Below are 12,747 nucleotides of genomic sequence, written 5' to 3' on the forward strand. Positions count from 1 at the left end.
AAAAGTGCGAAGCGGTTTTCCGAAGGAGATCATGCTCAAACCAGTTAAGCGCCTATAGAACCAAACCAGGAGACATTATGCTTTCTACGTTAAGGATCGCCGCGATTTCCGCGGCGATCGTCGCTGTTGCCGCGACGTCAACCGCCGCATTCGCCCAAAAGAAATACGACACCGGCGCGAACGATACCGAGATCAAGGTCGGCAACATCATTCCCTATTCGGGACCAGCCTCCGCCTACGGCGTGATCGGCAAGACCGAAGAAGCCTATTTCAAGATGATCAACGACCGCGGCGGCATCAACGGCCGCAAGGTCAGTTTCGTCAGCTATGACGACGCCTATTCGCCGCCGAAGGCCGTCGAGCAGGTACGCAAGCTGGTCGAGAGCGACGAAGTGCTGCTGGTCTTCAACCCGCTCGGCACGCCGTCCAACACCGCGATCCAGAAATACCTGAACTCCAAGAAGATTCCGCAGCTGTTCGTCGCCACCGGCGCCACCAAGTGGAACGATCCGAAGAACTTCCCATGGACCATGGGCTGGCAGCCGAGCTACCAGAGCGAAGCCCAGATCTATGCCAAATGGCTGATGAAGGAGAAGCCCGACGCCAAGGTCGCGATCCTCTATCAGAACGACGACTTCGGCAAAGACTACCTCAAGGGCACCAAGGACGGCTTTGGCGCCAAGGCCGCCACGAGCATCATCATGGAGGAGAGCTACGAGATCTCCGAGCCGTCGATCGACAGCCATATCGTCAAGATCAAGGCCGCCAATCCGGACGTTCTGCTGATCTACACGACGCCGAAATTCGGCGCGCAGACCATCAAGAAGACCGCCGAACTCGGCTGGAAGCCGCTGCAGATCATCACCAACGTGTCGGCCTCGGTCGGCAGCGTGATGCAGCCGGCCGGCTTCGACAACGCCCAGGGCGTGCTGTCGGCGGCCTATGCCAAGGACGGTGCCGATCCGCAGTGGGCCAACGATCCCAACATGAAGAAGTGGGCCGAGTTTCTCGACAAGTACATGCCGGGCGCCGACAAGACCGATGGCGGGTACGTCTACGGCTATGGCGCCGCCCAGACGCTCGCCAAGGTGCTGGAAATGTGCGGCGACGATCTCACCCGCGCCAACGTCATGAAGCAGGCGGCGAGCCTGAAGGACTTCACGCCCGACACCCTGCTGCCCGGCGTCAAGATCAACACCTCGGCCACCGACTTCGCCCCGATCGCCCAGCTGCAGATGCAGCGCTTCAAGGGCCAGAAGTGGGAGCTGTTCGGTGACATCATTTCCGGCGATGTCCCCTCGGAGTGACGTTGCACTGCGGGAATAAAACAACAGCCTCCGCGATACCAGTCGCGGGGGCTTTTTGTTGACGCCTCGCGCCGATGGTATTGAATACCCGAAACGAAGAACCCGAGGTGGGGAAACCATGACTGCCGCACGTCCGTCCCTGACGGCGCTGTTGTCCGCATTCGCTCTGATCCTGACGAGCTGCAATGTCGCGCTGGCGCAGAAGAACTACGACACCGGGGCCAGCGACACCGAGATCAAGATCGGCAACACCGTGCCCTACAGCGGCCCCGCCTCAGCCTATGGCGTGATCGGCCGGACCGAGGCGGCCTACTTCAAGATGATCAACGAGTCCGGCGGCATCCACGGCCGCAAGATCACGTTCATCAGCTATGACGACAGCTACTCGCCGGCCAAGACCGTGGAGCAGACCCGCAAGCTGGTCGAGGACGACGGGGTGCTGCTGGTGTTCGGCTCGGTCGGTACCTCGACCAACGCTGCGATCCGAAAGTACATGAACGAGAAGCAGGTGCCGCAGCTGTTCGTCGGTTCCGGCGGCTCCAAGTGGAACGACCCCAAGAACTATCCGTGGACCATGGGCTGGCAGCCGTCCTACCAGGACGAGGCGCGGGTCTACGCAAAATACATCATGAAGCACAAGCCCGACGCCAAGGTCGCCGTGCTCTACCAGAATGACGACTTCGGCAAGGACTACCTCAAGGGCTTGAAGGACGCTTTCGGCGACAAGGCGTCGATGATCGTCGCCGAGGAGGCTTATGAAACCTCCGAACCCGCGATCGACAGTCACATCGTCAAGCTGAAGGCCGCCGGCGCCGATACGTTCATCAGCGTCACGTCACCGAAATTTGCGGCGCAGGCGATCAAGAAGGCGGCCGAAATCGCCTGGACACCGCTGCAGATCGTCGCCAACGTCTCGGCCTCGGTCGGCGGCGTGATGCAGCCGGCCGGCTTCGAAAATTCGCAGGGCATCCTGTCGGCGTCCTACCTCAAGGACGGCGCCGATCCGCAATGGAATCAGGATCCCGGCATGCAGAAATTCCTCGCCTTCCTCAAGAAGGATTATCCCGACGCCAACAAGCTCGACGGCGCCACCTCCTACGGTTACGCCGCCGCACAGACCATGGTGCACGTGCTCGAGATGTGCGGCGACGATCTCACCCGCGCCAACATCATGAAGCAGGCGGCGAGCCTGAAGGACTATGTCCCCGACACGCTGCTGCCGGGCATCAGCATCAACACCTCGGCGACCGACTTCGCGCCGATCAAGCAACTGCGCTTGATGCGCTTCAAGGGCGAGAAGTGGGAGCTGTTCGGCGACATCATTTCGAGCAATCTGAGCAACTGATCTTCGCGGACTGCCGCTGGCATCCGCGCGCTCAACTCAACAGCGTCGCCAGCACTCACCGCAATCTCCGCGGTTGGCGCGGGCAGATCGGCGAGCGCGACTAAAGACGCAGCCCCTTCGGCCATGCCGCGGGGGCTTTTCGTTGAGACGCCCCAGGTAAGATGATAGCTTTTGCTGACAACAATGAGCCCTCGAAACAGGGGGCCGCGACACATCATCTGCCATCAGGGAGAGAAACCGTATGTCTGCAATACGACATCTGGCGGCAATTGCCGTTGCGCTCGCGCTCGTCTCCGCATCCTGCAGCGCGGCACTTGCCCAGAAGAAGTACGACACCGGCGCCAGCGATACCGAGATCAAGATCGGCAACATCATGCCCTATAGCGGAGCGGCCTCCGCCTATGGCGTGATCGGCAAGACCGAGGACGCCTATTTCCGCAAGATCAACGCCGAGGGCGGCATCAACGGCCGCAAGATCACCTTCATCAGCTACGACGACGCCTACACGCCGCCGAAGACCGTCGAGCAGGCGCGCAAGCTGGTCGAGAGCGACGAGGTGCTGCTGATCTTCAATTCGCTCGGCACGCCGCCGAACTCGGCGATCCAGAAATACATGAACCAGAAGAAGGTGCCGCAACTGTTCGTCGCCACCGGCGCCACCAAGTGGAATGACCCGAAGGAATTCCCCTGGACCATGGGCTGGCAGCCCAACTACCAGAGCGAGTCGATCATCTATGCGAAGTACATCCTGAAGAACAAGCCGAACGCGAAGATCGCGGTGCTCTACCAGAACGACGACTACGGCAAGGACTACCTGAAGGGCTTCAAGGACGGGCTCGGCAGCAAGGCAGCGTCGATGATCGTCGCCGAGGACAGCTACGAGGTCACGGAGCCGACCATCGATTCCCACATCGTCAGGCTCAAGGCCTCCGGCGCCGACGTGTTCTTCAACATCACGACGCCGAAATTCGCGGCGCAGGCGATCAAGAAGAACGCCGAGGTCGACTGGCATCCGCTGCACTTCCTCAACAACGTCTCGTCCTCGATCGGCAGCGTGATCAAGCCGGCGGGCTTCGAGGCCGCCCAGGGCATCATCTCGTCGCAATACCTGATGGATCCGACCGATCCGCAGTGGAAGACCGACAAGTCCATGATCGCCTGGAACGAATTCCTCGATAAGTATTATCCAGAAGCGAACCGCGCCGATGCCTCCGTGATGTACGCCTACATCGTCTCGCAGGGCCTGGTGCATGTGCTCAAGGCCTGCGGCGACAATCTGACTCGCGAGAACATCATGAAGCAGGCCGCCAGCCTGCGCGACCTCGAACTCGGCGGCTTGTTGCCGGGCATCAAGGTCAACACCTCGGCGACAGATTTCGCGCCGCTTTCGCAACTGCAACTGATGCGCTTCAAGGGCGAGACCTGGGACCGCTTTGGCGACATCTTGAGCGGCGACGTCGGCGGTTAACCCTTAAATTGTCGACTAAAGACGCGGCCCCTGCGGCGTTGTCGCAGGGGCTTTTCATTGAGACGGGCCGCCTGAAATGGTAGTCATTGCAGCCAAATAACAGAGCCCTCGAAACAAGGGGCCGCGACACATTCGTCTGACAACAGGGAGAGAGACATCAATGTCCGTTACCACTAGACTTGCGGTCCTCGGGGCCGCGTTTGCGCTCGTCGCGACATCCGGCAGCGCTGCGCTGGCCCAGAAGAAATACGACACCGGCGCCACCGACACCGAGATCAAGATCGGCAACATCATGCCCTACAGCGGCCCCGCCTCCGCCTACGGCATCATCGGCCGCACCGAGGCCGCCTATTTCAAGAAGATCAACGACGCCGGCGGCATCAACGGCCGCAAGATCAACTTCATCTCCTACGACGACGCCTACTCGCCGCCGAAGGCCGTGGAGCAGGCCCGCAAGCTGGTCGAAAGCGACGAGGTGCTGCTGATCTTCAACTCGCTCGGCACGCCGTCGAACTCGGCGATCCAGAAATACATGAACTCCAAGAAGGTGCCGCAGCTGTTCGTCGCCACCGGCGCGACCAAGTGGAACGATCCGAAGGACTTTCCCTGGACCATGGGCTGGCAGCCCAATTACCAGAGCGAGACCCAGATCTACGCCAAGTACATCCTGAAGAACATGCCGAACGCCAAGATCGCGGTGCTTTACCAGAACGACGATTACGGCAAGGACTACCTGAAGGGCCTGAAGGACGGCCTCGGCCAGAAGGCCGCCAGCATGATCGTCGCCGAGGAGAGCTTCGAGACCTCCCAGCCGACCATCGACAGCAACATCGTCAAGCTGAAGGCGAGCAACGCCGACGTCTTCATCGACATCGCGACGCCGAAATTCGCGGCGCAGGCGATCAAGAAGGTCGCCGAGATCGGCTGGAAGCCGACCCACTTCCTCAACAACGTGTCGGCCTCGGTCGGCAGCGTGATCAAGCCGGCCGGTTTCGAGAACGCGCAGGACATCATCTCCGCCGCCTATCTGAAGGATGCCTCCGACAAGCAATGGGACAATGATCCCGGCATGAAGGAATTCTACGCCTTCATGGCCAAGGACTTCCCCGAGGGCGACAAGCTCGACGGCGGCACCGTGGTCGGCTTCGGCGTGGCGCAGACGCTGGTCCAGGTGCTCAAGCAGTGCGGCGACAACCTGACCCGCGAGAACATCATGAAGCAGGCGGCGAGCCTGCAGGATTTCCGCACCGAGGTGCTGTTGCCCGGCATCAAGATCAATACCGCCGCGAACGATTTCGCCCCGATCAGCCAGTTGCAGCTGATGAAGTTCAAGGGCGAGAAATGGGAACTGTTCGGCGAGGTCATCAGCGCCGACGTCGGCGGCTGATTGTCGCGCCGACGGTCGACTGACAATGGCCCCCTGCGATACCGTCGCAGGGGGCTTTTTCATTGGCCTTTTCATTGGTCATGGCGGCGGCTCGCCGGCCGGCCCCGCGAGATGCCTGCTTACGCTTTGCCTGGCAATGCGCTAGGAAACCCGGCAAGAAACCGTCGCCCCTGCGGCGGCAACAACAAGGAGTTTTCGGGAAATGCCGAAGCCGATCCGTCACCGTGTCGCAACCGCCCTGCTTGGCCTTGCCGTCGCCGCCGCGACCGGCAATGCCGCCTGGGCGCAGAAGAAATACGACACCGGCGCGAGCGACACCGAGATCAAGGTCGGCAATATCGTGCCCTATAGCGGCCCGGCGTCGGCCTATGGCGTGGTCGGCAAGGCGATGACCGCGGTGTTCAAGAAGGTCAACGACGACGGCGGCATCAACGGCCGCAAGATCAATTTCATCTCCTATGACGATGCCTATTCGCCGCCGAAGGCCGTCGAGCAGGCGCGCAAGCTGGTCGAGAGCGACGAGGTGCTGTTCCTGTTCGGCACGCTCGGCACCGCCTCCAACACCGCGATCCAGAAATATCTCAACGCCAAGAAGGTGCCGCAGCTGTTCGTCGCGACCGGCGCCACCAAGTGGAACGATCCGAAGGCGTTTCCGTGGACCATGGGCTGGCTGCCGAGCTACCAGAGCGAGTCGCGAATCTACGCGAAATATCTGCTCAAGGAGAAGCCCACCGCCAAGGTCGCGGTGCTCTACCAGAACGACGACATGGGCAAGGACTACCTGAAAGGCCTGGAAGACGGCTTCGCCGGCGACCCCGCGCGGATCGCCGCTAAGGAGAGTTACGAAGTTGCCGAACCCACCATCGATTCCCATGTGGTGCGGCTGAAATCCTCCAATCCCGACGTCATCATCTTCTTCACCACACCGAAGTTCGGCGCCCAGGCGATCAAGAAGCTCGGCGAGATGAACTGGAAGCCGGTGACCATCGTCTCCAACGTCTCGGCCTCCACCGCAACCGTGATGCGCCCGGCCGGGCTCGACAATGCGCAGGGCGTGATCTCGGCAGCCTACGCCAAGGACGCCAGCGATCCGCAGTGGAAGGACGACGCCGGCATGAAGGCGTTCGACGAGCTGCTCGCCAAGTACATGCCCGACACCAACCGGGTCGATGCCTCGGCGATGACCGGCTACAACATGGCGACCACCATGGTCGAGGTGCTGCGCCGATGCGGCGACGACCTCACCCGCGCCAATGTGATGAAGCAGGCGGCGAGCCTGAAGCAGTTTGCGCAAGGCGGCCTGCTGCCCGGCGTGACGCTCTCGACCGGTCCGAACGACTTCCAGCCGATCGAGCAGCTGCAGCTGATGCAGTTCAAGGGCGAGCGCTGGCAATTGTTCGGCGACGTCATCAGCGGCGAAATTGGCGGCAACTAAACTCGATACGACGTCATTGGTTGCGCCACGGCCTCCGCGGTTTCATTTCACCTCTCCCGCTTGCGGGGGAGGTCGGATCGCATCAAAGATACGAACCGGGTGGGGGCTCTCTCCACGATGTGACCAGCGGCGATACCCCCACCCTGGCCCTCCCCCGCAAGCGGGAGGGGGAACGGAAACCAACGGCGCCTCCCGTCTGAAGAAAGCACGGCCATGACCGACCGACGTCCCTTCCTGCGTTCGATCTTCGATGCCGCGGTGGCGGCTGCGCATCCCGATGTGGTGCTGGCGTCGCGGTTGCGGCCGGTGCCGAAGGGCCGCGTGATCTGCCTCGCCGCAGGCAAGGGCGCCGGCGCCATGGCCGCGGCGGCGGAGCGGCACTATCTCGATACGCTCGGCCTCGAGCCGTCACGGCTGGTTGGTATCGCGACCACCCGCCACGGCCATGGCGTGCCGACCCGCCGCATCAAGGTGGTCGAGGCCGGGCACCCCGTACCCGATGAAGCCGGCCTGCGCGCCGCCGACGATACGCTGCGGCTGGCAGCGGAAGCCACGCCCGACGATCTGCTGCTGGTGCTGCTGACCGGCGGCGGTTCGGCGAACTGGATCGCGCCCGTCGAGGGCGTGAGCTTTGCCCAGAAGCAGCAGGTCAACCGCGCCCTGTTGCGCTCCGGCGCGCCGATCGGCGAGATGAACACCGTCCGCAAGCATCTGTCGCGGATCAAGGGCGGACGGCTGGCGCGCGCCGGCCAGCACGCTGCCGAGATCGTCACGCTGGCGATCTCGGACGTGCCGCACGACGATCCCTCCGCGATCGCCTCGGGGCCGACGGTGCCGGATCCGACCACGCTGGCGGATGCCCGCGCGCTGGTCGCCAAGTACAATCTCTCGGTCGATGATGCGGTCCGCCGCGCACTCGACGATCCCAGGAACGAGAGCTGCAAGCCCGGCGATCCAGCCTTTGCGCGGGCGACGTTCGAGCTGCTGGCGAGGCCGAAGGCGTCGATCGACGCCGCGGTGAAGGTCGCGCAGGACTCAGGATACGAGACCATCGCACTCGGCGCCGATCTCGAAGGCGAGGCCCGCGAGGTCGCGGCCGAACACGCGCGGCTTGCGCTGAAGGCGCGCAGCGAGGGCAAGCGCGTTGCGATCATTTCCGGCGGCGAGCTCACCGTGACCGTGCGCGGCAGCGGCCGCGGCGGCCCCAACCAGGAATACGCGCTGGCGCTGGTCGACCTGCTGAAGGATACGCCTGACATCGCAGCGCTCGCCGCCGACACCGACGGCGCCGATGGCGGCGCCGGCAGCGCCACCGACCCCGCAGGCGCGGTGATCGATCAGGCGACGTTCGCGAAGATGAAATCGATCGGCCTCGATCCCAGGGCCTATCTCGAGAACAACGATGCCACGGGCTTCTTCGCACAGACCGGGGATTTGCTGCTGACCGGGCCGACGCTGACCAATGTCAACGATGTCCGGGTGATTTTGGTGGATTAGGCCGTATCCTCGACGGACCCAGGGCCAGTCTCGGGCTGCGCCCAAAGCTCCTGATAGTTACGAAACTTCGCAAGCGTCTCGTCATATCGCGTCGGCTCGAGCACCGGCAAAATGCGCTTCAACACGGCGTTGATCGGCGTGGAGGTGTGCCGAACGTATAAGTCGATCGGGTCAAGCAAGTGCCTCAGGTGCAGCTTCGGATCATAATTCAGCCCGCCGCTGCGAAACCATTGGTACCCGTTGGCGATTGCCCAGCTCACCATGTCGCGAAACACGTAATGATAGAGATGCAGGTCTAAGGCGACATCGTAATCGAGGCCTATGTACTCCGCATAAATCGCGTCACCGTGTACCATGCACGCAGCAAACGCGACGATCCGCTCGTTCTGACGCCAGAGGAAGAAGCGGACCTTGTCCCCCATCCGCCGCCCCAAGTCGCAGAAGTATTGTTCCGTCAGCTTTTCGAAGTGCAATTTCGAACGCTGATAGACTTGGAAATACAATGGATAGATCTGCGAGATCACCGGCGTCGCGTCGTTGATGACGCTCATCTCGATGGGTGGGAAGGCCCGCGCTGTCGCCTCAAATTTCTTGCGAAGCTTCTTGCGGGTTGCGCTGTTGAGCGCGTGATCCATATACTCATCGAAATTGGCGTAATCGATGCAAAGCCTGGTCATGGGCAGGCTGGGGATGCGGGTGAACCCGTGAGCAATCAGGCAGTCGAGGATTGATCGGTATCGCGCCGGAAACTCCTTGAATACGATCAGCCGCGCCCCGAGCCTGCGAGCATGTACTGCAATCGTTGAGGCCAGCAGTTCCATGCGGCCCCGATGGCAGGCCTCGTCCCCGTCAAGATGACCTTCCCCGGCGACGCACCCCACCATGAGCGCACGGGCGCGCATCAGACCTGGCCACATCCGGCGAACGGCGTCGATCAGCACGCCAAACCGCGGGCTCGCACCGGCTAGCAAATCCAGGTCCATCAGGAAAAATGGCTGTACAGCATAGGCCTGGTCAACCGCATCCCTAATGACGAAATACCCGTAGTCGAACTCGGGATGAAGGGTATCCTCGACCAACTCATAGTATCGATGATCCTTGCGCTCGTTCGCGAAGGCGAACTGCCAGCGCGGACAATGCTTCAAATCGTTCCGCACAATGACTTGGAGACGCCACGGATATTGCATCAGTTCGCGCCCCGAGAGGTCGCCGATTTGGCTCGTCGAGTGCGCTGTTCCAGCCTCCGGCACGATCTCACGCTCGCCACCGATCCCGGCCCGTAGGGCAGCATTTATCACGACGGCAAAACAAAGCAGCTGACATATCCGTCAGAAACTAACTCATTAGTCATTTGCGATCGGGTGCTGGAGCAGAACACTCCTGACACGGCCCACACGCATTGGCGCCAATGATACAAGTGCGTGCCTTGCGGTGGGCGGGCACCCGTCGTCCAGCGCGGCATCAGGGAGAGGACTCATGGCAGCGGTGATTGGAGTCACGGGACTTGCATTTGAGGCACGGATCGCTGCAGACCTGCATGCGCAGGCGATCTGCGGAGGCGATGGCAGCACGCTCGCGGAGTCTCTCGCGTCGGCAATTGCTGAGGATTGCGACGGTCTCATCAGCTTTGGCATCGCGGGCGGCCTTTCGCCCGATCTCCCGGCAGGCGCATGCATCGTAGGATCGACGATCGTTTCGGAAACGATTCAGCTCTCCACTGATCGGAACTGGTCGCAAGCCTTGCTTCGACTCATCCCCGGTTCGATCTATGGCCCTATCGCTGGCGTGACAACCATCGCCATGCATCCAGAGGCGAAGCGCTCGCTGCATATGAGCACAGGCGCACTGGCGGTCGACAACGAATCCCACGTGGCGGCGAGTGTCGCTGCAGCGCGCGGCCTGCCTATGACTGCCCTCCGCGTTATCATGGATCCGGCCGGCCGGCAGCTTCCTGCCGCTGCATTGGCTGCAGTGCGTGCAAACGGAACGATCGATCTCGCCGCGCTGACCCGTGCGATAATGAGACAGCCGAGCGAGTTGCCGATGCTGCTTCGGACCGGTCTCGACGCACTGTTCGGATTCGCAGCGCTGCTTCGCTGCCGTCAATTGCTTGGCCCTGGATTAGGGCTGCCTTCGTTGCAAGCAGATGAGTCGGAGCCGAACTCAGGCATCGTAGCGGAAGACCGTATGATCGCGCTCTAGTCGCTCTTTACCGAACGGGCTGCTGTACCTGCCGACTGCGTGACCTCAACGCGCACTGAAAGTGAGGCCGGCGCGCTCCTTCAGACGCTTGCGCAAGGCCGGCCCCATGAGCGCGCCCGGCGTCCAGATGCCGCCCTCGCCCTGCACCTCGCGCACGAGGCAGAGAGCGCTTTCGGTGATCATCTTGCTGGTCGAGCCATAGCCCGGATCGCCGTCACCCGTGACGACCGCCTCGACCCGTCGACCGTCCAGCAACTCGCCCACGAAGAGGATGTCATAGAAGCCCTTCTCGCGCTCGTCCCGGGTCGGACCTGCGCCGGGTTTGAGACCGCCGGTCCCGAACAAGGAAACCACCGTGGCGAACGTCTCCGTCGCGACGCGACCGAATTCCCCGAATCCCGGCGCGACCATCATCTCGTCATACGCAAAGTCGGTGCCGTAGGGATGACCCAACAGGAAATTCGTACGGTGCACGTTCTTGGTGTTGATCGGCGCCATCGGGAACGGCACGAGCCACGCGTTCATGCCCGGGTCGTATTCGGGGATAAGGCCCGACGGCTGAGACGGCCCGGTGAACCCCGGCGTCAACGCGAAGGGATCGGTCAGCAGCCGGATCAGAGTCGGGTCGCGCGCCGCAGCGGCTAACGTCGCCTGAGCGCTCGCGGCGGTGCCGCCAGACATGCCGCCCTTCACCTTGCGCAGGCGGGCTTTGACCCCGCCGCGCCGGGCGTCCGAATTTCTCGCGCGCCTTCTCCTGCAACGTGAGCACACCAAGATCGAACGGGATGGAATCGAAGCCACAGGAGAAGACGATGCGCGCGCCGGTTCGTTTCGCCTCCTCGTGATGGGCATCGATCATGCGCCGCATCCAGGCCGGTTCGCCGCACAGATCAACATAGGCCGTGCCCGTGGCCGCGCAGGCCGCCACGAGCTCGGAACCGTGGAGCTGATAAGGCCCGACCGCCGTGATGATCACGGCCGCACGCTCGCACATCGAACGGATGCTGGCTGGCTCGGCGGCATCCGCCTTCACCAACGGCAAATCATCTGGTGCGCCGATGTCGGCACGCACCTTCTGGAGCTTGTCGGTCGAGCGTCCTGCAATCGCCCAGGACGGAGCATCGTCACCGCGACAGGATGTCGCCAGGTATTCGGCGATGAGGCGGCCGGTGTAGCCCGTCGCGCCATGGACGATGAGGTCGAAGTCCCGCTTCACGGCGTTGATCCTCCTCGAAGTCCGGGAGCGCGGCGTTCGCATCCTTGTGCAATCGCTCGGTACGCTTCGCGGCCATTATCGCCGGTGGGCGTGCAACGTCCGGGCCCCCCATCGTGCGCTTGACAGAGAATATCACAGTTCCCGTCTGTGGGCGCGCACCGTCCAGCGAGGGTCATTCGCGTCGTTTTGGCCGCTCCACTTTCTTCCTGCCGGGTCGGCCATGGGAAGCTGAGCTGCAACGCCGGCCGGGAGCTTGCTGGCAGGCCGGCAACGGACGCCCGTGGCGGCTTGCAATCACCTTCCGACGGCCTACCATGGATCACGTAGCTCACTGTGCAGGAGCGAAGCCATGGAACTCACCGTGGTGCCGATTGCGAAGCCGGACGAGACCAACTTCATCTTCGGCCAGTCGCATTTCATCAAGACCGTGGAAGACCTCCACGAGGCGGTGGTGGGCGCGGTTCCGCGCATCCGCTTCGGGCTGGCCTTCTGCGAGGCCTCCGGTAAGCGGCTGGTACGCTGCTCGGGCAACGACGAAGCCTCACTCACCCTCGCACGCGATAACGCATTGGCCATTGGCGCCGGCCACACCTTCCTGATCTTCCTGGGTGACGGGTTCTTCCCCGTCAACGTGCTCGCTGCGGTCCGCGCAGTGCCGGAGATCTGCCGCGTCTATTGTGCGACGGCCAATCCCACACAGGTGATCGTCGCGCAAACGGAGCTCGGTCGCGGCGTGCTCGGCGTGATAGATGGCGCCTCTCCGCTGGGTGTCGAAACCGACGCCGACATTGCGTGGCGGAAGGACCTGCTGCGAAAGATCGGCTACAAGCTCTAGCGGCTGGATGGGAGTGGCGAAGCGATCCATTTTCCGCCACGTGGCGAGATGGGTT

At 62.5% G+C, this 12,747-nt stretch carries 9 protein-coding genes and 1 pseudogene; 8 read left to right on the forward strand and 2 right to left on the reverse strand.

Annotated features, from left to right (window positions below; genetic code table 11):
- Window positions 1-77 precede the first annotated feature (77 nt).
- The 6 genes from AC628_RS10310 to AC628_RS10335 all read left to right on the forward strand — a co-directional run bounded on the left by AC628_RS10310 (window position 78) and on the right by AC628_RS10335 (window position 8,439).
- On the forward strand, window positions 78-1,307 hold the full coding sequence (locus tag AC628_RS10310; RefSeq protein ID WP_074126745.1) for an ABC transporter substrate-binding protein: 1,230 nt from the start codon (window positions 78-80) through the stop codon (window positions 1,305-1,307).
- 118 nt (window positions 1,308-1,425) lie between these two features.
- Complete coding sequence (locus tag AC628_RS10315; RefSeq protein WP_074126746.1) at window positions 1,426-2,652, forward strand: ABC transporter substrate-binding protein; 1,227 nt, start codon at window positions 1,426-1,428, stop codon at window positions 2,650-2,652.
- Between the two features lie 241 nt (window positions 2,653-2,893).
- On the forward strand, window positions 2,894-4,120 hold the full coding sequence (locus AC628_RS10320; RefSeq protein WP_074126747.1) for an ABC transporter substrate-binding protein: 1,227 nt from the start codon (window positions 2,894-2,896) through the stop codon (window positions 4,118-4,120).
- Between the two features lie 160 nt (window positions 4,121-4,280).
- Window positions 4,281-5,507: an ABC transporter substrate-binding protein gene (locus AC628_RS10325; protein ID WP_074126748.1), complete on the forward strand. Its 1,227-nt coding sequence runs from the start codon at window positions 4,281-4,283 to the stop codon at window positions 5,505-5,507.
- A 202-nt stretch (window positions 5,508-5,709) separates the two neighbouring features.
- On the forward strand, window positions 5,710-6,942 hold the full coding sequence (locus AC628_RS10330; protein WP_074126749.1) for an ABC transporter substrate-binding protein: 1,233 nt from the start codon (window positions 5,710-5,712) through the stop codon (window positions 6,940-6,942).
- A gap of 213 nt (window positions 6,943-7,155) precedes the next feature.
- Window positions 7,156-8,439 (forward strand): glycerate kinase type-2 family protein, encoded by a 1,284-nt coding sequence (locus AC628_RS10335; RefSeq protein WP_074126750.1) that lies wholly within the window; start codon window positions 7,156-7,158, stop codon window positions 8,437-8,439.
- On the opposite strand, the gene AC628_RS10340 is transcribed toward AC628_RS10335, so the two are convergent.
- Window positions 8,436-9,626, reverse strand: a complete 1,191-nt coding sequence (locus AC628_RS10340) for a GNAT family N-acetyltransferase (RefSeq protein WP_074126784.1) — start codon at window positions 9,624-9,626, stop codon at window positions 8,436-8,438. The genes AC628_RS10335 and AC628_RS10340 overlap by 4 nt on opposite strands.
- Before the next feature lie 289 nt (window positions 9,627-9,915).
- Here AC628_RS10340 and AC628_RS10345 point away from each other — a divergent pair, with 289 nt between their 5' ends.
- Window positions 9,916-10,641, forward strand: coding sequence for a phosphorylase family protein (locus AC628_RS10345; RefSeq protein WP_074126751.1), 726 nt, complete (start codon window positions 9,916-9,918; stop codon window positions 10,639-10,641).
- Between the two features lie 45 nt (window positions 10,642-10,686).
- On the opposite strand, the pseudogene AC628_RS10350 reads toward AC628_RS10345, so the two are convergent.
- Window positions 10,687-11,857: pseudogene (locus tag AC628_RS10350) on the reverse strand (saccharopine dehydrogenase family protein).
- 349 nt (window positions 11,858-12,206) lie between these two features.
- On the opposite strand from AC628_RS10350, the gene AC628_RS10355 reads away from it, so the two are divergent.
- The gene (locus AC628_RS10355) at window positions 12,207-12,692 is read left to right on the forward strand and encodes an adenosine-specific kinase (protein WP_074126752.1); all 486 of its coding nucleotides are present in this window, start codon (window positions 12,207-12,209) and stop codon (window positions 12,690-12,692) included.
- Window positions 12,693-12,747 lie beyond the last annotated feature (55 nt).

The sequence above is a fragment of the Bradyrhizobium sp. NAS96.2 genome (genome assembly GCF_001908235.1).
Taxonomy (GTDB): domain Bacteria; phylum Pseudomonadota; class Alphaproteobacteria; order Rhizobiales; family Xanthobacteraceae; genus Bradyrhizobium.